The sequence below is a fragment of the Phormidium sp. FACHB-1136 genome (assembly GCF_014697375.1).
Classification (GTDB): domain Bacteria; phylum Cyanobacteriota; class Cyanobacteriia; order Phormidesmidales; family Phormidesmidaceae; genus Nodosilinea.
The window spans coordinates 1-21,020 of record NZ_JACJRS010000067.1 but is presented as its reverse complement, the minus strand read 5'-3'; the positions used below and the strand labels follow the sequence as shown (position 1 = coordinate 21,020).

Here is a 21,020-nt window from a genome sequence, read left to right as displayed (position 1 = left end):
AGAATGACCATGTCACTACTTCACAAATACTGGAAAACATCGCTCTTTTTAGGCTCTGCTAGTCTTGTTGGCCTAGCCGCCTTTGCCACCCTTCAGGTTAGCCCAGCCATCGGAGCTGCCACCACCTCCACTCCCAACAGCATCGCCCAACAGCAAACCAACCCATCCAATCCCCTCCTCAGCCAAGGCCAGGGGCAAGGCCGGGGACAAGGCCAAGGTATGGGTCAGGGCCAAGGCCGGAGCCAAGGTCAGGGCATGGGTAACTGCCAAGGCATGGGGCAACGGGGTGCCCGCTTAGAAGCCGCCGCCACCCAGCTAGGGGTGAGTGAGGACGCCCTACGAGATGCCCTCGGCATTCCCGACCAGCCCCCCCAACGCCCTGACCTAGCCACCGCCGCCGCCGAACTCGGCACCACCGAGGACGAACTGCGGGAAACCATGCATAACTTCATGCAAACCCAGCGCCAAGAGCGTCAGGGCCAAGGCCCCCAGGCTGGCCCCCCCGACTTCACCGCCCTCGCCCAGCAGTACGGTGTTAGCGAAGCCGAGTTCCGCCGCATTATGGGTATTCCCGACCGCCCCGACTTCGCCGCCGCCGCCGCCCAACTGGGGGTAACCGAAGACGCCCTGCGCAGCGCCCTACGCGATGCCCATGGCAACCGGGGCCACGGTGGTAACCCCAGGACTCCTGGAGAATGAGTCGTCCATAGACGTTGGGGGCTTTTGGGCCTGTACGACCTGAAGACTGCCCCCGGCGTAGAGACGATGGGTGACGGCTTGAAAGCCCAGGTCACGAAGTTCTTGGGGAATATCAGCCTGGAGCATGGCCCAGGCGGTATGGGTTTCAAACAACCAGAGGAAGGTGGCTAACCCCGGCCAATAGACCGGATTATGGGGGCGATGGAAATCCACTATCGCCACCCTGCCCCCAGGCCGTAGAACCCGCAGGGTTTCTGCAAAAATCTGTTGCCGTTGTCCGGGCTCCATTTCGTGGAGGGCGGCGCTGCTATGGACGAGGTCAAAACAGTCGTCTTCAAAGGGCATTTTCTCGGCCCAGCCTTCCACAAAGGTAGCCTGGGGGACATTGCGCTTGGCCCGTTCGATGGATTTGGGTGAAGCGTCTAGGCCCGTCACCCGTTGGCTATGGTGCACCAAAAAAGCCGTGGTTTGGCCGCTGCCACAGCAGAGATCCAACACGGGGGACGTTGGGGTGAGGGTAAGATTTTGCAGGGCTAGGGTACGAAACCGGGCCTCGCCGCCCACGGTGAGGGCGGCGGTGCGGGAAATGCCATCGTATAGCCACTGATGGCGATAGCTGAGGGGACGGAGAAAAGTAGCCATTACTTGATTATGACGAAATGATGTCCAGCCATCATGGCCTAGAAATCTGGATCAATCACGGACAACAATGGCCAAAAGCCTCCCACAGCGAGGCCCCAGGTCGTCTCTCTAGGACTAGGCTTTCCCCACAGCAGGGCACAGTAGAGTAGTATCGGGGGTATGGCAGCGACTTTAACCCTACCCATCGTGCATATCGCGCTGGCGCTCAGGTCCTTTAAAGCGGTGGCTAGGATGGCCTGAGCAAAGCCGTCCCAGGATGTTGTTTATCTGGGAACCCCATGGATAAGTTTGCCTTATATGCTTGCCCAACCGGATCCCTCGCGGATCAAATTCAAGCCTTCTTAACCCGCAGTCAAGAGACCTGGGGCTCTGCCGTCACCCCCCTGGGGCTGCCCTGCTGCAAGCTGATCGACCCCTTTGAAGAACAGGGGCATACCCTGCCGATCTACACCCAAACCCTAGAGCGGGCCTACAAGCGCGGCATGAGGTCTCGCCCCGACATGGCCCTTCAGGTAGATGGATGGCAGCAGACCACCGACAGCCTCACCCTGGCCCTTACGGCCCCTTGGTTGCGTCAGGTGATGGTGAACTTTGCCTGCACGGTGAAATCCCCCACCCGCAAAATGCCCCTGCGCATTCAAGAACATCTGCGTCTGGTGCTAGCCCAGGGGCAAGGCAAGGCCCAAACCCAGGCCATGGCCCAACTGGCCGAGGAAATGATTGACCTGAATCGGTCCAGCCATTGGGAAATGCGGTTTTATCAGCGTACTACCCGCCAAAATTGGACGGTGCGCCAGGTCTGGGCCTTGGGCGAGGGAATCCACAGCGTTGAGGCTCTGGTGGGGTAGATGGATCGGCCCCGGATCAGCCTAGTGTTGGCCATGAGCCTGGATGGCAAAATTGCCGATGCCCAGCGACGGGCGGCGCGGTTTTCCTCCCAGGCTGATTTGGACCACCTGGAGGCTAGGGTGGCAGCGGCGGATGGGGTGTTGTTTGGCAGCGGCACCCTACGGGCCTATGGCACCACCCTCAGTGTCCGCAACCCTGCGCTCATCGAAGCCCGCCGCCAGCGGGGCCAAACTGATCAACCGATTCATATTGTGTGGTCACCCTCCGGCCATCTCGATCCGCAATGGCGTTTTTTTCAGCAACCCGTTCCCAGAGGATTGATCACCACCCCAGCGGGGGCGCAACCCTGGCAGACCGGGGAATTCTTTGATCGCCTGTGGGTCATCCCCAAGGTTCCAACGGATGCCTGGAACTGGCCTAAACTGCTGGCCCAATTCCCTACCCAAGGACTCCACACCCTGGCCCTTCTCGGTGGCGGACACCTCACCGCCGATCTGCTGCGCCATGGCTGCATTGACGAGGTTTACATCACTGTTTGCCCCCTGCTGCTAGGGGGAGCCACCGCCCCCACCCCAGTCGATGGCGAGGGGTTTTTAGCCGAACTTGCCCCCCGGCTTACCCTGCTCGAACATCGAACCATCGGCGACGAGGTCTTTTTGCACTACCTGGTTCACCCCTCCGGGGTCTAATCCCAAATCCGAATTAGAAGATCCTGATTCCCAGCCCCTCAACTCCGAGGGACGAGGTTTCCTCGCCCGTTGATACCGGGGGCAAGCCAGCCGAATTTTAGGATGATCCTCCCGTAGGCTGGGCAAAGATTTGTAATTGAAGCTACAGTTTTGGGCTGAGATCCGCAAAAATGTAATTGTCGCTACAGATAGTAGGGGTATTGCCATGCTTCCTTCCAGCTCCAGCCAAAACCGCCGCCAAGTGATCAGCGAACTGCGCCACCAACTCCGCTACGCCAGCATAGAAGAACGGTCTCGCATTCGCCAAGAACTTAACTTCTGGATGCAGCACCGCTAACGCCTGTTGCCGCTAAAACAGAAGGCCAAAACATTCATGACGGCCTGTGCCGCAGATCCCAATCTTCTTGGGGAGATGTCTGCTTTGGGCCTTGGATGTTCAATCCTGACCTCTCCAACCACAACCCCTAGGGAGTCCCTGACCCAAGGGTTGTGGTTGGTTTTCGATCTATGGATTGGCTTGATTTACCACGCTTATCGATAGCAATACCTCTAGAACCACCGCCCGACATTGCAGGCAGGAAACCTGCTTCAGCAGGTCACACAGCCCCGTTTGGGAAAAGGGGTAAAACTGGCTACCCAAGGGAAAAGGATGATCGGCCTCGGTCAGCTTGGCCCGAAAGCCAAACAAGCGCTGGTTAGAAAAGGAACTATTTACAGGCCAGCCCTCACCATTCAAGCGCCCTAGGGTGAGGAGTCCACTGGCCCCTATCCTCAGTTCCCGCTGCAAAATGGCTTGGGCCGCATCGGCGGGATCTTGGCCAGCCGCCACCCGACCACCCGGTAAATCCAAGGTCACCCGTCCTACACCGGGACGATAGACCGATGGGGGAACCACCACCTGTTCCCGCCAAATCGGCAGCACAATGGCGGAATCGGCTTTTTCCACCCGCCAGTAGTCCACCGTTTGCTGATCCGAGGTCTGCAACCGTTCCCCCACCAAGCGCAGCCAGGGGTTACGCAGATCCATGAGAACCTGATCCACGGGCCAGGGAGTAGAGGGGGAAAGGGGGGTGTCAGTCAAGAAATTGGATCCAAAGTGGTGAGTCTGATCCAGGCTATCACCCTAGGTGCTGCACTACGGCAACAGGGCTGGCAACATTGGGAAACCCAAAACCACAGCGCCATGCTCGCTGCCTTTAGACAAGCCATTCAGGCAACTAGCCAAGATGCCAAAGCCTGGACTGGTGCGGATACCTGCCCTGACCAATCAGCCATAATTTTGGAGCCTCCGACAGTAGAAAACCGGGGATCTTAATCTGGTGGGTTCCGATCCCCAGCTTCTTGGCCTAGCAGGAAAGATTCTGGATGGCCCGGTAACAGAAACCGGGGATCGCTAGCTCAGGCTGTCGCGATATTCGTTGAGAACGGCCAACACCTGGGTTAGCTTGTGGCGATTGTCGTCCGAAGGTTCCGCCAAAAAGCTTAGGAGTGCAAGATCTCATTCAGTTTCGATTCGAGCTCGGCGAGCCGCTCGTTCTTCTGACTTAGCTCGGCGTTGCTCTTCCTCAACTCGGCGGTTTGCCTCTCGGTTTCGACTGTTCCACTCAACGCCGAAATTAACCAGTGCCACCAAGAGGGCTGCCACGGTGAGTCGGTTGCTCCAGGCTCTGGGGTCGGCGATGAGTTGGAGGAATTGGAAGTCTTGTTCGTCATAGAACCGCAGAAACGCAACAGCGATAGTCAGAACGGTGAGGGTGGTACTGGGCAGCAGGGCCAGAAAATTTAGCCAAACCTGGCGGTTAACCATCTCTATTCTAGTCCAGAGTTTCCTGGGACTATCCTACCCAGCAATCGTGGTTATGGAGTTCGCCATTATGCAGTTAAATGGGGGATGGCCAAGGCTGGACGGCGTTTCCCTCGGTGGATGGATGATGGATAGCCGTTTATTCCCTTCGTCGCTGACCTTTCTCTGTAGCTCAACGTAGCGCAATCACTGTGACCGATTCCGACCCTAAACCCTCCTCGCCCAACCGTTCCTTGGCCAACATTGCGGGCATTGTGGCGGTGGCGACGCTAATTAGCAAGCTGGCGGGGCTGTTTCGGCAGCAGGCGATTGGGGCGGCCTTTGCGGTGGGGCCAGTGGCGGATGCCTACAGCTTTGCCTACATCATTCCGGGCTTTTTGCTGATTTTGCTGGGAGGCATCAACGGCCCCTTCCACAGCGCCATTGTCAGCGTGGTCGCCAAGCAAGATCGCAAGGATACGGCGGCGTTGCTGGAGGCGATCAATACCCTGGTAGGGCTGGTGCTGGTGGGGATTTCGGTGGTGCTCTTCCTGATGGCAGGCGGCATCATCGACACCATTGCCCCTGGCTTGGCCCAAACGGAACCCATCGCCCGCGACATTGCTGTGCTGCAACTGCGGATTATGTCGCCCATGGCCCTGTTTGCGGGGCTGATAGGCATTGGCTTTGGGGCGTTGAATGCGGATAGCCAGTTTTGGCTGCCGTCGATCAGTCCCATTTTCTCCAGCGGGGCGGTGCTGCTGGGGTTGGGCCTTCTCTATGGGGCGATTGGGGCCAACATTACCAACGCCGACTATTTTTTGCTGGGCGGTGCCGCGCTGGCGGGCAGCACCCTGGCGGGGGCGGTGTTGCAGTGGTTGGCTCAGCTTCCGGCCCTGTGGAAGTCGGGCCTAGGCCGACCTCGGTTGCGGTTTGATTGGAAGTTGCCGGGGGTGCAGGATGTCTTTAGGGTGCTGATTCCGGCCACGCTGTCGTCGGGGATGCTGCAAATTAACCTGTTTACGGACTTGTTTTTTGCCTCGTTTATTCCCGGCACGGCGGCGGCTCTGAGCTATGCAAACCTCTTGGTACAAACGCCGTTGGGCATCATTTCCAACGTGATTTTAGTGCCCTTTTTGCCGCTGTTTGCCCGTCTGGCCGCACCGGAACATTGGCCTGAATTAAAGGATCGAATTCGCCAAAGTCTTCTATTTACGGCCCTGACCATGCTGCCCTTGGGGGCGCTGTTTGTGGTGCTGGCCTCGCCCATGGTGCGAGTGATTTATGAACGGGGAGCCTTCGACACCGACGCCTCGGCCATGGTGACCTCGGTGCTGATGGTCTACGGCTTTGGTATGTTTGTCTACCTGGCGCGGGATGTGCTGGTGCGGGTGTTCTACGCCATGGGGGATGGCCAAACCCCCTTTCGCATCAGCCTGATTAACATCGTGCTGAACGGGGTGCTGGATTTCTTCTTCATCCGCTGGCTGGGCGCACCGGGCTTGGTGTTGGCCACGGTGGGGGTGAATGTATTTTCTACCCTGGCGCTGACAGCGATTTTGCACCATCGCCTGCGGGGTCTGCCCCTCCTGGAGTGGGCTGGACTGATTGGCCTACTGACGCTGCTGAGTGCCCTATCGGGAACAGCCGCTTGGGGCACGCTTCAGGGGCTCGAACGCTGGCTAGGCACCACAGGCCTCGGCCCCTTGCTGCTGCAACTCCTGGTTCCCGGTGGCGTGGGCGTCCTGGTCTTCATCCTGGGTGCTTCGGTGCTGCCCATCCCCGAAGTGCGGCAACTGGGCCAACGCCTCAGCCAACGCTTCCGCCGCCGTTAACCCGCTAACCCGTAGGGGCAAGGTCTCCTGGCCCTGTCCATGCCTCAACCTAGTTCGGCAAGCGACTCAGGTGGTTTTGAGCCAGAACGGCCCAGTTCGATTGGCCCATGGTGAGGTACAGGTTCCGGGCAAATTCCATCACCGTGCGGGCCTCTTCGTAGCGACCGAGTTGGATGAACGCCAGCCCTGCGCTAAAGTAGGCATCGGCGTAGCTGCCGTTGATCTGGGTGGCCCGCCGGAAAGACTCCAGCGCCTCCTCCACCTGACCCTGATTAAACCGAGCTAAACCCAGGTTGTAGTGGGCTTGGGGATATTGGGGTTGAATGGCAAGGGCTTGCTGTAGGGCGGTTTCGGCATCCTGGTACTGCTGCCGTTGCAGGTAGATAATCCCCCGCTGAAAGTGGGACTCTGGCGCTTGGGGACTGTATTGCCCCGCCAGGGCGAAGGCGGCGAGGGCGTCATCCAAACGGCCCTGTCCCTGGAGCACCATGCCCAGGTTGTAGTGGGCATTGCCCAAATCCGGCTGAATTTGCAGGGCACGGCGCAGATAGGCTTCGGCCTGATCCAAATTCCCCCCTTCAATCAGGGCACCCGCTAGGTTGGCATAGGCCATGGCAAATTGGGGATCCGCCCGCACCGCCTGCCAAAACGACGATGCTGCCTCCTGAAGCTTGCCCTGCTGCCGAAACAACAGGCCCAGGTTATAGTGAGCCGCCGCCATAGTGGGGTCTAGGGCAATGGCCTGCTCAAACTGGGCCTGGGCCTGTTCGGCCTGCCCCCGCTGAATCAACATCAGCCCTTGGTTTAGGGCCGCTTCCGCCGCTGCGGGATTGGGGGTTGAGTCAGCTTGGGCAAGTTGGATCCTGGGTTGGGCTGAACTCGGTGCCGTTTGGGCCAGGGCTGAGGGCTGGACGCCAGGGCGATGGCCACCGAGGACGACCAGACTCCCCGTGGCGACACCCGCCAACAACAACCGTCGCAACAAGAATCGGGCCATGGCAACACAAGGGTAGGAGCATCTGCGCGATTAGACGCCCCTAACAATATATAGGTGCCCCGATTTTTTCAACCACGGGCGAGCCAATCATACTCAATCCGGCTTACTGACCCACGGTATCAGCGGGTGAGGAGACCTCGCCCCTACGGTTTGTCGGCCTGGGAATCGGGGTCTTCTGGCTCGGATTTGGTCTCAGACCCAACCCGCATCCCATACTCCCGATTCTCAAAAGGCAGAACCGCAGAGTTCATTTGCGGCGATAACCCCGTCTGGCCACCCTCTGATCGCTTGGGTTAGTCGCAGCATCACAGGGGCAAGATCGCCTCCCCCGCTGATACTGGGAGCAAACCAGCCGGATTTAGGATGATGGTTGTTTTTTAGGCCAAGATAGAGGAAATTTTGCGCCCCTGGCCCGTCGCCATGCCCACCATCACCCTTCGCCACCAGCAGACGACCGAATCCGGCTTTGTCGCCACCCTCAGCATCGATGGCCAAACCCATTACTCCGTTACGGTTCAAGACCCCTTCACCGAGGCCCAGGAGCGGGAACTGGAGTTTTACTTCGAGCAATGGATTCGCTTTCCCTTCGATAACCAGGTGATTGCCCAGCGGGCCGCCGCCAGTGTGCAGACCTACGGCGAAAGCCTGTTTGAGCAACTCTTTAGCGACCGTCGCGCCTATGCCGACTATGGCCGCGCCTGTAGCGGTGGGCTAAGCCAACTCCAGGTAGACATTGAGGGCGATTCCCCCGATTTTCAAGCGCTGCATTGGGAGGCGCTAAAAGACCCCGACCATCCCACCCCCCTGGCCACCGAGGCCATCTTTACCCGCAAGCGGTTTCAGTCTGGGGGTGTTTCTGTGACCCTAGCCCCCTCCCCGGTGATTAACCTGCTGGTGGTGACGGCCCGCCCGGATGAGGAAGATGACGTGGGCTATCGCACCATTTCCCGCCCGTTGATCGAGGCCATCCATCGCGCCCAACTGCGGGTGAAGGTGGAGATCCTGCGCCCCGGCACCTTCGAGGCTCTCTCCCGACACCTAGAAAACAAAGATGGACATTATCACATCGTCCACTTCGATGCCCACGGTGGACTGATGACCTACGACCAGTTCGAGGCCGGGGTAACGAAGGATCGCTACACCTACAGAGCCCGCTATGGTCGTCCAGAGATGGAGCGCTACACGGGGCAAAAGGCCTTTTTGTTCTTTGAGGGAGAGGCCAAGGGCAAAGCTGACCCGGTGGAGGCGGAGGAACTGGCGAAGCTGCTGACCAACAGGGGGATTCCCATTTGTATTTTGAATGCCTGCCAATCGGCCAAACAGGTCAAGTCCACCCCCGTAGGGGCGCACAGCAGTGCGTCCACCCCCGACCCCCTGCAAAATACCGATCCCCTGCAAAGCACCGAAACCAGTCTGGGCAGTCGGTTGATGGCGGCGGGGGTGCAGATGGTGGTGGCGATGGGCTATTCGGTGACGGTAACGGCGGCCCAGGTGATGATGGAAAAGCTCTATGCCGAGTTGTTTGCCCAGCGGGGCATTCCCGAAGCCATTCGCCTGGGCCGCAAGGAACTGTACAACCGCAAAGAACGCAAGGTGTACTTTAACCAAATGGTGCCCCTAGAGGATTGGCTGCTGCCCGTGGTCTATGCCAATCGTCCGGTGGATTTGGCCCTGCGGGAGTTTGCCCCCGCCGAAAAGGCCGAGTACCTGACCCAACGCGCCCAACGCTACCGCTTTGAAGCGCCCACCTACGGCTTTGTGGGGCGAGATCTGGAAATTCTCAAAATTGAGAAGGCGCTGCTGCGGCACAATGTGCTGCTGGTGCAGGGCATGGGCGGCACGGGCAAAACCACCCTGCTTAACTACCTGCGCGACTGGTGGCAGACGACCCACTTTGTCAACGATGTGTTCTATTTCGGCTACGACAAAACGGCCTACACCCTGCCATACATCCTGCGCGACATCGGCAAAACCCTCTACCCCGACCCCTACGCCTTTGCCACCTTCGAGGCCATGCCCGCCGCCGCCCAACTGGAGGATGTGGCCGAACAACTACGCGCCCAGCCCTACGCCCTAATGCTCGACAACCTGGAATCGGTGACGGGGCAAGCCTTGGCTATCCCAAATACCCTGCCTGAGGCAGAACAGGCCCAGATCCATCGGTTTTTGCAGCGGCTGGTGGGGGGCCACACCAAAGTGGTGCTGGGTTCCCGCAGTGGCGAGGACTGGCTGGCCGATACCTACACCCACGAAGGCCAAGCCAATCTCTACACCCTGGGCGGCCTAGACCCCGAATCGCGCACCGAACTGGCCGACAAAATCTTGATCGCCCAGGTGGGCGACACCCAACGCATCGCCACCCTGCAAAAGGATGCCGACTTTAAACGCCTGATGACCCTGCTGGCGGGCTACCCCCTGGCGATGGAAGTGGTGCTGGCCAACCTAGCCACCCAAAGCCCCAAAGCCATCCTCGCCGCCCTCCAGGCTGCCGATGTAGACCTCAATGTGGGCGGCAACGACAAAACCAACAACATCCTCAAATGCGTGGAATATTCCCACAGCAACCTCTCACCTCAGGCCCAAAAACTGCTGGTGTGTTTGGCCCCTTTTAATAGCTTCATCGACCGAGCCGACTTAGAAAACTACGGCAAACAACTCCAACAGCACGAACCCTTTAAAGATTATTATTTCTCCCAATTCGATACCGCCATTCAAGAAGCGATTAACTGGGGTTTGCTATCTCCCCACGAATCCGGCATTCCCGGTTGTCTCACCATTCAACCCATCTTTCCCTACTTCCTCCGCACCAAACTAAACACCCTGAATTCCGCCACCCACAATGCCCTCTACGACGGCTTCAAAGCCCACTACCAGGGCTTGGCAGGCAGCTACCAGCAGTGGATGGACTCCAAAGACCCCAACCAGCGGCAACTGGGGCTGATGTTCTGTCGGTTGGAGTATGAGAATCTCTATGTGGCGTTGAAAATTTGTCTTGAAAAGCAAGAAAGCGTTGATATTTTCCTTTGTCTATTTGATTTTCTTAGACTGAGTCAGGATATTTCAAGCACTATTAAACTTTCGGAATTTGTTACCCAGATTCAGGAGAAATATCCCTTAGAGATTCGTGTAGGAAAAATTGGCCTTGAGATTGTCATGACTTTGGACAGGCTAGCCTATTGCTACATGACTACTCAAAATTACCAAAAAGCAAGATCAACTTATGAGAAAGTCCTCAACGTGATACTTCAACTTCGAGAAGTATCTGACAACCAAATTAAGTCCGCTCTCGCTAGCACCTACCACCAGTTGGGCAGGGTGGCGCAAGAACTGCGGGAGTATGAGCAGGCGCGAGCGCACTATCAGCAGGCCCTCGATATCTACATCGAATTCAACGACCGCTACGAGCAAGCGGGCACCTACCACCAGTTGGGCATCGTGGCGGAAGACCTGCGGGAGTATGAGCAGGCGCGAGCGCACTATCAGCAGGCCCTCGATATTTTCATCGAATTCAACGACCGCTACACTCAGGCCACCGTCTACCACCAGTTGGGCATCGTGGCGCAAGAGATGCGGGAGTATGAGCAGGCGCGAGCGTATTATCAGCAGGCCCTCGATATCAAAATTGAGTTCAACGACCGCTACAGCCAAGCCAGAACCTACCACCAGTTGGGCATGGTGGCGGAAGTACTGCGGGAGTATGAGCAGGCGCGAGCGCACTATCAGCAGGCCCTCGATATCTACATCGAATTCAACGACCGCTACAGCCAAGCTAGCACCTACCACAACTTAGGCATCGTGGTGCAAGACCTGCGGGAGTATGAGCAGGCGCGAGCGCACTATCAGCAGGCCCTCGATATCTGTATTGAATTCAACGACCGCTATAGCCAAGCCCGCACCTACCATCAGTTGGGCATTGTGGTGCAAGACCTGCGGGAGTATGAGCAGGCGCGAGCGTATTATCAGCAGGCCCTCGATATCTGTATTGAATTCAACGACCGCTACAACCAAGCCCGTATCTACCACCAGTTGGGCATTGTGGCGCAAGACCTGCGGGAGTATGAGCAGGCACGAGCGCACTATCAGCAGGCCCTCGATATCAAAATCGAATTCAACGACCGCTACAGCCAAGCTAGCACCTACAGGCAACTTGGGCTATTAGCAGAAGCCCAAGAAGACTATGCCCAAGCCCAGCAGCACCTACAGCAAGCTCTCACCATTTTTGTTGAGTTCAACGACCAGCAAAGCGTAGCCCAGACAGTACGAAACCTCGCCCGTCTGTACCAAACCACCCAAGACGACAGCCTGCTTGCCGCTGTGGCCCAGTGCCTTGGCACCACCCCCGCCCAGGTGCAAGAGCGCTTCGCCGCCAACCGTGGGTAGAGACCCCAGATCCCAGGGTTCTTTAGCCATAGCCCACGAGCCAACCAACAGCCCCCACCAGAACCCTGGGATCTTTCCCCAGAACACTAGAACCCCGGTTTCTACCCCAGTCTTGCTGTCTGCCCCAAGCCACCACACTGGCGCTATCTCATACACAATAGATTTAGTACCACCCCCACTAGACAACCCATCCCTATGGAACCCACCGCTGCCCTCGACATCCAAACCCTCAAATCCCTCATCAAAGACAGCGTCCGCGAAGTGATGCAAGAAGAGTGGTTCAAGTTCTTTGACCTGATCCTTCCCTATGTAGACAATCAAGAACAAGCGGCAATCGAAGCCTCCTTCTCACCTGCCGACTACAGCGAAGACGATTTTGTAGAGATTACCCACTGGTTCAACAACGCAGATAACCATGTCCCCTGCTGATCTGTCCCGTAAAGGCTTTCAAGCCCTAGTCGATGCCCTGGGCTATGTCGATGCTGTGCGTTTTATCAAGCAGTTCGACCAAGGCCACGGCGACTACACAAAAGACCGTAGCTAATGGCTCGACCACCTCACCCTAGACGAGATCCTATTCCCAGATGCCAACGATTAGTAGATTCTATGGAATCATCATCTTCATGAACTACAACGACCACCAGCCTCCTCACTTCCATGCTCGATATCAAGATCAGGAAGTGATTGTGGAAATTACTACGGGTGTCGTCGAAGGCAGAATGTCAAAACGTGCTTTGAGAATGGTACTGGAGTGGCTAGACCTTCACCAAGCAGAATTACTAGAGAACTGGGAGCGTGCCAGACAACGCCAAGCCCTGAACGAAATTCAACCATTGCAATAGCGATAAGCGATTATGTTCCTCCATGTCACACGCCTTGAACTTCTGCAAGACTATAAGCTCAGGCTCACCTTTAGCGATCAGGTAACCAAAGAGGTTGATCTAGAGTCAGAACTCTATGGCGAAATCTTTGCGCCCCTCCAAGACCCAGCACAATTCAGGCAGGTTTTCCTCAATTCAGAGACCAACACCATTGAATGGCCCAACGGTGCAGACTTTGCCCCAGAATTTCTCTACGACATCGGCCAACCCCTATCCCAAATAGCCTAAAGCCGTTCTTGATAGAGTGAGATACACCCTTGCTGAGGTCTAGATCCCCCCAGTGCCTAGCTGTCTAAGTTGCACTCTGTCCCCCCCTTGATAAGGGGGCAGGGGGGATCATTGCAATGTGCTTCACCCGTGTGAAATCCGCTATAAAGTCGGAGGATTGAGGGTAGCTAGATGTCGCAGTCTGACAACCTCCCCACCAAGCAAGCATCACTCATTTCCTTGGGCATCGCTCGGTTCCGTGTAGTCGCAGAAGGTGCGGAGGCCAATTTTGAGAATCCACAGCACCACCACCGTCGCAATCGCCGGACTCATCCAGGGCAGCGCAATCAGATCCACCACGTAGACAATCAACCCCGTTAGCAGAGCCGCCTGGGCCGGATTTTTGTTGTACTCCTCCACCTTTTCGCGAAAGCTATCGTCGCCGCATAGCTCCCGCCGCAGATTGGCCACAAGCACCTGACGCAACGTCTTGCGGTCTTCTCCATACACCGCCGACCCCGCCGCCGCCATCGACAAATCCTCCAGGCTGGCCTCCAGGTTGCCCCGGTGCTGGTGCAGATTTTCCAGGGCCGTCTGGGCCGGAGCGTAGTTTTGCAAAAGCGCCTGGGCCGACTGAAGTTCTGCCGTTGAAAGCGTGTTCGCCATAGCCATTATGGAAATCCCGATAGCCAAGATTAACACTGCATGAACCCCTGATGGCTGTGGCGAAGGCGGGTGAACAGCACAAGAGCGTGTTTGCGATCTACTGAACCTGAGGGATTCGGTTGGGTTGAGGGGTGCATTGCTTCGCCAACGCTAAGCAATGCACCAGCAGGAAAGGTAGTCATTGGCCCTTATTTCTTGGCGGATCCCCTAGCTGTCATGGTAAGCCTCCATGCCAATGCAAGAGCACACCAGGTTACGATCCCCATAAGCTTGGTCGATGCGGTTCACGGCGGGCCAGAATTTGGCGTTGCGGCAGAATTCTGTGGGGAAAACAGCCTGTTCCCGACCGTAGGGACGATCCCAATCGGAGACCAGATCCGCCGCCGTGTGTGGGGCGTTTTTCAGCAGATTATTCTCTGCGTCGGCCTTTCCAGTTTCGATGGCGCGGATCTCCTCGCGGATGGCGATCATCGCATCACAAAACCGATCCAGCTCGGCTTTGGATTCGCTTTCGGTGGGTTCCACCATCAGCGTCCCCGCCACGGGCCAAGACATGGTGGGGGGATGGAAGCCGTAGTCGATCAGGCGCTTGGCTACGTCCTCCACGCCAATGTCGGCGGACTTTTTGAAGGGGCGCACATCCAAAATGCACTCGTGGGCGACGCGGCCATTCTGCCCCGTGTAGAGGATGTCGTAGTGGCCCTCTAGGCGCTGGGCGATGTAGTTGGCGTTGAGGATCGCCACTTCTGTCGCCCGTTTCAGGCCCAGCGGCCCCATCATGGCGATGTACATCCAGGAAATCGGCAAAATGCTGGCGCTGCCCCAGGGGGCGGAGGTCACCGCTCCAATCCCTTTATCGCCGCCGACCCCATGCACCAGGCTATGTCCCGGCAGGTAGGACACCAGGTGGGCTTTCACCCCAATCGGGCCAACCCCTGGGCCACCTCCGCCGTGGGGAATGCAGAAGGTTTTGTGCAGGTTGAGGTGGCAGACATCCGCGCCAAAGTCTGCCGGACGGCAGAGACCCACCTGGGCGTTCATGTTGGCCCCATCCATGTAGACCTGGCCACCGTGGGTGTGGATAATCTCGCAAATCCGGGCAATTTCCGCCTCAAATACGCCGTGGGTGGAGGGATAGGTCACCATCAGCGCCGCTAGGTTGTCGCTGTGCTGGATGGCTTTGGCTTCCAGGTCGGCTACGTCAATGTTGCCTTCCTCGTCGCAGGCCACGGGGACAACCTTCATCCCCGCCATCACCGCACTGGCTGGGTTGGTGCCGTGGGCCGATTGGGGAATCAGGCAAACATTCCGGTGGGTGTCGCCCCGCTGTTGGTGGTATTCGCGAATCACCAATAGCCCGGTGTATTCCCCTTGCGCTCCGGCGTTGGGCTGAAGGGACACGCCATCAAACCCGGTAATTTCCGACAGCCAGGTTTCCAAATCCGTGAACAACTGCCGATAGCCCTGGGCCTGATCCGCCGGAGCAAAGGGATGGATTTGGCCAAACTCCGGCCAGGTGACGGGGATCATCTCCGCCGTGGCGTTTAGCTTCATGGTGCAAGACCCCAAAGGAATCATCGCCGTCGCCAGGGACAAATCCTTGGCTTGCAGACGATGCAGGTAGCGCAGCATCTCCGTTTCGCTGTGGTAGCGGTTGAAGGTGGGGTGGGTGAGGAAGGGGCTGGTGCGAGCGTGGGGAGTGGGGAGTGGGGAGTCGGGAGTCGGGAGTCGGGAGTCGGGATTTCCGGTGAAGACGGTGATTAGGTCTTGGAGATCCTGATCGGTGACGGTTTCATCGAGGGCGATGACTAGGGTTTCGCTATCCACCACGCGCAGGTTGATGCGGTGGGCGGCGGCGCGTTCGAGAATGGCGGATTGTTGATCGCCAACGGCAACGCGCAGGGTGTCGAAGTAGGGTTCGCTACCGAGGGTGAATCCGGCTTCGGTCAACGCCTGGGCTAGGGTTTGGGTCTGCTGGTGGATGCGGTTGGCGATGGCTTTCAGCCCCTCCGGCCCGTGGTAGACGGCATACATGCTGGCCATGATCGCCAACAACACTTGGGCGGTGCAGATGTTGCTGGTGGCAGCATCGCGGCGGATGTGTTGCTCACGGGTTTGCAGGGCGAGGCGCAGGGCCGGGGCACCGTAGCTGTCTTTAGAAACGCCCACCAAACGACCGGGCAGCTTGCGGGCAAAGGTATTGCGGGTGGCAAAAAAGGCGGCATGGGGACCACCATAGCCCAGGGGCACACCAAAACGCTGGCTGTTGCCGACCACAATATCCGCCCCAAATTCCCCAGGGGGACGCAGTAGGGTGAGGCTGAGCAGGTCGGCGGCGACGGTGGCTAGGGCATTGACGCCGTGGGCCTGGGCGATGAATGCTTCGTAGTCGTAGATGGCCCCATCGGTGGCGGGGTATTGCAGCAGTACGCCAAAGACGGGGGTGGCAAAGTCGAAGGTTCGATGATCCCCAACGACCACATCAATGCCCAAGGGAATGGCGCGGGTTCTCACCACATCAATGGTTTGGGGGTGGCAGGCTTCGGATACCCAGAAGGTCGTCGCGTCCTTTTTCTTACGGGCGTTAAAGGCCAGGGTCATCGCTTCTGCCGCCGCTGTGCCCTCATCGAGCAGAGAAGCATTGGCGATTTCCATTCCGGTCAGGTCGGTGATTAGGGTTTGGTAGTTCAGCAGTGCTTCCAGACGACCCTGGGAAATCTCCGGCTGGTAGGGAGTGTATTGGGTGTACCAACCCGGATTTTCTAGCACGTTGCGCTGAATCACCCCAGGAGTGAGGGTATTGGCATAGCCCAGGCCTAGGTAAGACCGCCATACCTGGTTTTGGCTGGCCAGCGCCTTCAATTTCGCCAACGCCGCCGCCTCATCCAATCCCTTGGGAAGGTCAAGATCCTGCGGTAGCCGAATCGTAGCGGGAACCGTCGCCGCCATCAGGTCTTCTAACGAGTCGTAGCCCAAGGCCGCCAGCATCGTCGCCTGTTCCGCCGCCGTTGGCCCCAGGTGCCGCGCCACAAAGGGGCTGAGGGGTTGCTCCGAGTTCGATGCGGCGTGACCATTGGCCGCCCTGGCCCAATCGGCAGAGGCAGACGAAGAAACGGTGATCGGTGCAGAAAAGGCTTGCGTCATACCCGCTGTGGCTCGCTGTGAAGGATGATGAGTCCCCCAGGTTGGCCCAGTGCAACCGCACCCTTGGCAACCCAGGTGTTTATATTTTGAAACAAACCCGTCCTTTTTGGGATACAACCCGCTATGGCCCTTTCTCAACGCAGGGCGCGTCATCCGGTGGGCGGGACGGGCATAATAGGGCGAGTGAGTCTTCCAGTGGCCCCTTGCCATGTCCCCATCTTCCCTACCCTCCGATCCTGTCCTCCCAGGGAGGCCAACGGTCTCAGTCATCGTGCCCATCTACAACGGTGAGGAAGATTTGCCTAGCCTGCTAGCGCGTCTGATGGCCCAGACCTACCCCGCCAACCGGGTAGACTACTGGCTGGTGGACAACGGGAGCCAAGACCGCACCCCAGAGATGTTGCAGACCGCTGCGGCCCAAGCCGCCGAACGGGAAATCCGCCTTCAGCCCTTGACCTATGCCGATATTCAAAGCTCCTACGCCGCCCGCAATGCCGGAATTGTCGCCGCCACGGGGGAGATCCTGGCCTTTACCGATGCCGACTGCTGCCCCGAACCCACCTGGCTAGAGGAACTGGTCAAGCCCTTTGCCGATCCCGCCATTGGCCTAGTGGCCGGGGGAATTCAAGCCCTACCCAGTCAGCACTGGCTAGAGCGCTATGCCGAACGCCAGGGCACCCTCTCCCAGGAAAACACCCTGCATCATGCCTTTTTGCCCTATGGCCAAACGGCAAATTTGGCCGTGCGGACCGAGATTTTTCGGCAGATCGGCCTATTTCGGCCTCATCTCACCACCGGAGGCGATGCCGATTTCTGCTGGCGAGTTCAGCAACACACCGCTTGGCAGTTGGCCTCTGCGCCCCAGGCCATCATCTACCACCGCCACCGCCGCACCCTCCAGGAACTGCGCCGCCAGTGGTACCGCTATGGTTGCTCCAGCCGCTATCTGCACGATCTCCATGGAATTGCCCTCATGCGCCCCCTCACCGCCGGAATCGTGCGCTATCGCCTACTGCGCTGGGGACTCAAAGAACTGCCCCAAGCGGCCCTTAAAGCCCTGATGGGCCAAGCCACCAGGGTCGATGTCGTCACCACGCCCCTCGACCTATGGTGTGGTCACGCCTATGACCAGGGCCAACAGCAGGCCCAATTATCCCCCGCTGCCCGCCAGATTGCCCATCTGCCCTGATCCCTGATTTCCTAATTGGCTGGAAAACCCTGATGCTGGCGAAATCCTGCGCGGCGGACGGGAAGACCCCGTCCCTACGACTCCCCACTCCCCCATGCCCATGCGCCTTTTAATGATTTCCGCCACGTTTCCCTACCCGCCCACCCTGGGGGGAACTCAGGTGCGTACCTTTTACCTGCTGAAGCACCTCAGCCAGCGCCATGCCGTAACCCTGGTCACCCAAACGTCGCCGGAGGTCAGCGAGGCGGATGTAGTAGATCTGCGGGGCTATGTGGACAAACTGGTGTGTTTCCCGAAGCCCAATCCCGCTGATTTGAAGCGAGGGACGATGGGCAAGGTCAGCCGTTTTGCCAACTTTTTGGTGACGGGCACGCCCCCTAGTACCACTTATCTGATGGTGCCAGCTATGCAAGCCTGGATTGAGGACTGGGTAACGAGCGGCCAGTGTGATGTCATCACCTGCGAACACAGCGTTAACGAAGGGTTTGTGCAACCCAGCTATCGGCAGCGGGTGGGCAAGGTGGTGGTGGATATTCATAGTTCGCTCTACGGCACGTTGTTGAACCAGCTTGAAACGGGCACCGCCGAGAAGCCCTGGCGGGATCGCCTCAATCTGGGCCTAATGCGCCGCTACGAAGGGCAATATGTGAAAAAGTTTTCTGACCTGGTGATTACCACCGAGGAGGATCGCCGCTTTTTTGAACCTATTGCAGGCCAAACGCCCCTCCATGTGGTGCCGAATGGGGTGGATTTGGAGGCGTTCCCCTACCGCAATGCAGACCCCGGTGGCCACAGCCTAGTGTTTGTGGGAGCCATGGACTACATCGCCAATGTGGATACGGCCCAATACCTCGCTACGGAGATTCTGCCGCCCCTGCGCCAGCGCTACCCAGAGGCCACCCTCTATCTCGTCGGCAACAAGCCCACGGAGGCCGTCCAAGCTTTGGCCCAATACCCAGGGGTGGTGGTCACGGGGCGGGTGCCCTCGGTGGCAGACTATCTGCACCGGGCGACGGTGGGTGTGGTGCCGATGCGGATTGGCTTTGGCATTAAAAACAAAACCCTGGAGGCCATGGCGGCGGGGGTGCCCGTGGTCGCCAGTGATCGGGGCTTGGAAGGCTTGGCCGTAGACCAACCCCAGCGGGCACTGCGGGCCAATTCCACCGCCGAGTATGTGAATGCCATTGGCCAACTGTTCGACGATGCCAACCTACGGGCCACCCTCTCCCAACGGGGGCGCGAACTCATCGAGTCCACCTTCACCTGGGATCGGGCCGGGGATGCCTATGAACGGGTGATCGGCACGATCTGAAGGGGACAACGGTTTTACCCCTGTGGGTATGGCTGAAGTGATGCAGGATACCCAGTTTTCACCGTTTATGTAACATTTCTTGATTACCATGAACTCCTCCTAATTCCCGGATTTACCCGGTATCTCTTTCTGGCATTGCGCTGCTGAGTAGGTTGATACTGGGGCCATCGGTGGGTTACAACGGGGGTAAAAAATCAAGAGCCGCAAGCCGTTGCCCCCTGTCAATAACGATGGGATTATTGATGGCCGTAAACGTGGTGAAGGTTCCGTTTATCCTACGATGGCACCTGGAGACGCCACTGACGAATGCAGCCATCGGCTCCGGCACTGAGCAGCGTATCGTCGGCAACGGTAATCAGGTTCATGTTCCCTGGGCTGTGAGCGAAGACCGTATCGAGCAATGCTCCAGAGGCCACATCCCAAACCATCAGCCGCCCTTGATTATCCGTCCCGCAGAGCAAGCGCCCCTGGTGGCAAAAGGTGAGTGCCGTAATTCCGCTTTGGGCTGATTGACAGGTTTGGCGGCGATCCCCTGATGGAAACTGCCATAGGCCCACTTCGCCATTGGAGGATCCAGAGGCAAAGGTTCGACTCTCTTGAGAAATAGTCAAGGCTTGCACAGATTCACTGTGCGCCTGAATTGATTTCATTTTCTCAACTTTAAGTGTTCGGCATAACTGAATAGAACCATCAGAAATACCACAAATGCTAAACAATCCAGCCGTGCCAAGGGCAAGCAATAAGGTAGAGGCTTCAGGATGTGGAAATGATCTTAGCAGCTTACCTTCACGAAAATCCCATATTTTTGCCTTTCCTTCGGATCCTATTGTTATTAATGATTTGGCCGTATAATCAATAGCAAAGGTCTCAACATCCTGATCATGGGCCTTAATCTGCTTGATGAAGCTTCCATCAGCTAAATTCCATAACCGTATTGTGCCATCTTGACTGCCACTGAAGAGAATTTGATTATCAGGACTGAAAACTAAATGAGTTACAATACTCAGGTGTCCATTGAGAACATGAAATCTACGCTTATTCTTATAATTCCATAACTCAATAGAGCCGTGATGGTGTCCTGTGACGATCAATTTCCTGTTAGGACTCATTACCATGACAGAGATCGCCTCTATTTCTTGCGCAAACTCTCCATCAAGCGATAGCTTTGCTGTAAAGCCAGCTTCTTTAACCTTAGTAGAGTCTACTTCGTCGAAGGGTGAGTGCTGTTCCTGTGTGCCAGATTCTTGAGGCTGAGGCTGATTTTTTTCTTTTCTAGGAGAGTTTTTGCCTGCTTGTCTAGGAGAATCCTTTTTTAATAGATAACTCAAATATCTAAACTCTGAATTATGCCGTATTAGATCAATAATTTCATCATCATAGTCAATGAGATAAAGTCCATATTCCGATGCTCGTCTAAAGTCACTGCTTCCCCGATGCTCAAAGCCTAATACTGAAAACAAGATGCCTCTCAAGTGATACGCTGCGGCATAGTTAGGATTAAGCTTTATTGCATGAGTTAACTCCTCTGCTGCCTCTCGATACTGGCCAATCTTGATAAGACATTTGGCATGATCATAAAATTCTCTCGGACTGGTGCGGTGGGTTTTAACGGAGGTAGCATAACTGGACGCACCAGACGATAAGCTGTTAGTCATCTAAACTGCGTATAATACATTAAAATTCTGGAATAAGCCATGGGAGTCAGAAACTATCTAACGTCAGAGGAAAAGCAAGAGCTTCAGAAGCA

19 protein-coding genes are annotated in these 21,020 nt (G+C 57.2%); 12 read left to right on the top strand and 7 right to left on the bottom strand.

Translation table 11 applies throughout. The features are described 5' to 3' along the window. The first annotated feature begins 9 nt into the window (after nucleotides 1-9). On the top strand, nucleotides 10-699 hold the full coding sequence (locus H6G62_RS18040; protein WP_190497654.1) for a helix-turn-helix domain-containing protein: 690 nt from the start codon (nucleotides 10-12) through the stop codon (nucleotides 697-699). Here H6G62_RS18040 and H6G62_RS18035 read toward each other — a convergent pair. Then, entirely contained in the window at nucleotides 640-1,341 is a 702-nt protein-coding gene (locus H6G62_RS18035; RefSeq protein ID WP_190497652.1) for a methyltransferase domain-containing protein, read from the bottom strand. The two genes, H6G62_RS18040 and H6G62_RS18035, sit on opposite strands and share 60 nt — an antisense overlap. A 278-nt stretch (nucleotides 1,342-1,619) precedes the next feature. On the opposite strand from H6G62_RS18035, the gene H6G62_RS18030 reads away from it, so the two are divergent. From H6G62_RS18030 to H6G62_RS28375, 3 genes are all read left to right on the top strand, one after another. Continuing rightward, nucleotides 1,620-2,189 (top strand): hypothetical protein, encoded by a 570-nt coding sequence (locus H6G62_RS18030; protein ID WP_190497650.1) that lies wholly within the window; start codon nucleotides 1,620-1,622, stop codon nucleotides 2,187-2,189. Then, a complete protein-coding gene (locus H6G62_RS18025) occupies nucleotides 2,190-2,879 on the top strand; it encodes a RibD family protein (RefSeq protein WP_190497648.1) in 690 nt (229 codons plus the stop codon). A gap of 205 nt (nucleotides 2,880-3,084) precedes the next feature. After that, nucleotides 3,085-3,216, top strand: a complete 132-nt coding sequence (locus H6G62_RS28375; RefSeq protein ID WP_277883039.1) for a hypothetical protein — start codon at nucleotides 3,085-3,087, stop codon at nucleotides 3,214-3,216. A gap of 168 nt (nucleotides 3,217-3,384) precedes the next feature. Here the strand turns inward: H6G62_RS28375 and H6G62_RS18020 are convergent, their stop codons facing one another. Together H6G62_RS18020 and H6G62_RS18015 are read right to left on the bottom strand one after the other, a co-directional pair. Beyond that, on the bottom strand, nucleotides 3,385-3,960 hold the full coding sequence (locus H6G62_RS18020) for an NUDIX hydrolase (RefSeq protein ID WP_242052156.1): 576 nt from the start codon (nucleotides 3,958-3,960) through the stop codon (nucleotides 3,385-3,387). Nucleotides 3,961-4,377: 417 nt separating this feature from the next. Then, complete coding sequence (locus H6G62_RS18015; RefSeq protein ID WP_199325094.1) at nucleotides 4,378-4,686, bottom strand: hypothetical protein; 309 nt, start codon at nucleotides 4,684-4,686, stop codon at nucleotides 4,378-4,380. 188 nt (nucleotides 4,687-4,874) lie between these two features. Between H6G62_RS18015 and murJ the strand changes: the two genes are divergently transcribed. Continuing rightward, nucleotides 4,875-6,497, top strand: coding sequence for a murein biosynthesis integral membrane protein MurJ (gene murJ, locus H6G62_RS18010; protein WP_190497646.1), 1,623 nt, complete (start codon nucleotides 4,875-4,877; stop codon nucleotides 6,495-6,497). Nucleotides 6,498-6,546: 49 nt separating this feature from the next. Here murJ and H6G62_RS18005 read toward each other — a convergent pair whose 3' ends face one another. Next, nucleotides 6,547-7,494 carry a tetratricopeptide repeat protein gene (locus H6G62_RS18005; protein WP_190497644.1) on the bottom strand — a complete coding sequence of 316 codons (948 nt, stop codon included), beginning with the start codon at nucleotides 7,492-7,494 and terminating at the stop codon, nucleotides 6,547-6,549. Nucleotides 7,495-7,893: 399 nt separating this feature from the next. Between H6G62_RS18005 and H6G62_RS18000 the strand changes: the two genes are divergently transcribed. The 5 genes from H6G62_RS18000 to H6G62_RS17985 all read left to right on the top strand — a co-directional run bounded on the left by H6G62_RS18000 (nucleotide 7,894) and on the right by H6G62_RS17985 (nucleotide 12,983). Then, entirely contained in the window at nucleotides 7,894-11,874 is a 3,981-nt protein-coding gene (locus H6G62_RS18000) for a tetratricopeptide repeat protein (RefSeq protein ID WP_242052155.1), read from the top strand. A gap of 195 nt (nucleotides 11,875-12,069) precedes the next feature. Continuing rightward, nucleotides 12,070-12,303, top strand: a complete 234-nt coding sequence (locus H6G62_RS17995) for a hypothetical protein (protein WP_190497642.1) — start codon at nucleotides 12,070-12,072, stop codon at nucleotides 12,301-12,303. After that, entirely contained in the window at nucleotides 12,290-12,418 is a 129-nt protein-coding gene (locus tag H6G62_RS28370; protein WP_277883038.1) for a hypothetical protein, read from the top strand. Before H6G62_RS17995 ends, H6G62_RS28370 begins: the two co-directional genes overlap by 14 nt. A 40-nt stretch (nucleotides 12,419-12,458) precedes the next feature. Continuing rightward, nucleotides 12,459-12,716, top strand: coding sequence for a DUF4160 domain-containing protein (locus H6G62_RS17990; protein ID WP_190497640.1), 258 nt, complete (start codon nucleotides 12,459-12,461; stop codon nucleotides 12,714-12,716). Nucleotides 12,717-12,728: 12 nt separating this feature from the next. After that, nucleotides 12,729-12,983, top strand: coding sequence for a DUF2442 domain-containing protein (locus H6G62_RS17985; protein ID WP_190497639.1), 255 nt, complete (start codon nucleotides 12,729-12,731; stop codon nucleotides 12,981-12,983). A gap of 207 nt (nucleotides 12,984-13,190) precedes the next feature. Here the strand turns inward: H6G62_RS17985 and H6G62_RS17980 are convergent, their stop codons facing one another. Both H6G62_RS17980 and gcvP read right to left on the bottom strand, forming a co-directional pair. Continuing rightward, complete coding sequence (locus H6G62_RS17980) at nucleotides 13,191-13,634, bottom strand: hypothetical protein (RefSeq protein WP_242052153.1); 444 nt, start codon at nucleotides 13,632-13,634, stop codon at nucleotides 13,191-13,193. Nucleotides 13,635-13,835: 201 nt separating this feature from the next. Continuing rightward, on the bottom strand, nucleotides 13,836-16,772 hold the full coding sequence (gene gcvP / locus H6G62_RS17975; protein ID WP_190497637.1) for an aminomethyl-transferring glycine dehydrogenase: 2,937 nt from the start codon (nucleotides 16,770-16,772) through the stop codon (nucleotides 13,836-13,838). A gap of 208 nt (nucleotides 16,773-16,980) precedes the next feature. Between gcvP and H6G62_RS17970 the strand changes: the two genes are divergently transcribed. After that, nucleotides 16,981-17,961 carry a glycosyltransferase gene (locus tag H6G62_RS17970; protein ID WP_190497636.1) on the top strand — a complete coding sequence of 327 codons (981 nt, stop codon included), beginning with the start codon at nucleotides 16,981-16,983 and terminating at the stop codon, nucleotides 17,959-17,961. A 112-nt stretch (nucleotides 17,962-18,073) separates the two neighbouring features. Beyond that, nucleotides 18,074-19,273: a glycosyltransferase family 4 protein gene (locus H6G62_RS17965; protein ID WP_347239377.1), complete on the top strand. Its 1,200-nt coding sequence runs from the start codon at nucleotides 18,074-18,076 to the stop codon at nucleotides 19,271-19,273. A 275-nt stretch (nucleotides 19,274-19,548) separates the two neighbouring features. Here H6G62_RS17965 and H6G62_RS17960 read toward each other — a convergent pair whose 3' ends face one another. Then, nucleotides 19,549-20,928: a hypothetical protein gene (locus H6G62_RS17960; RefSeq protein WP_190497634.1), complete on the bottom strand. Its 1,380-nt coding sequence runs from the start codon at nucleotides 20,926-20,928 to the stop codon at nucleotides 19,549-19,551. Nucleotides 20,929-21,020 lie beyond the last annotated feature (92 nt).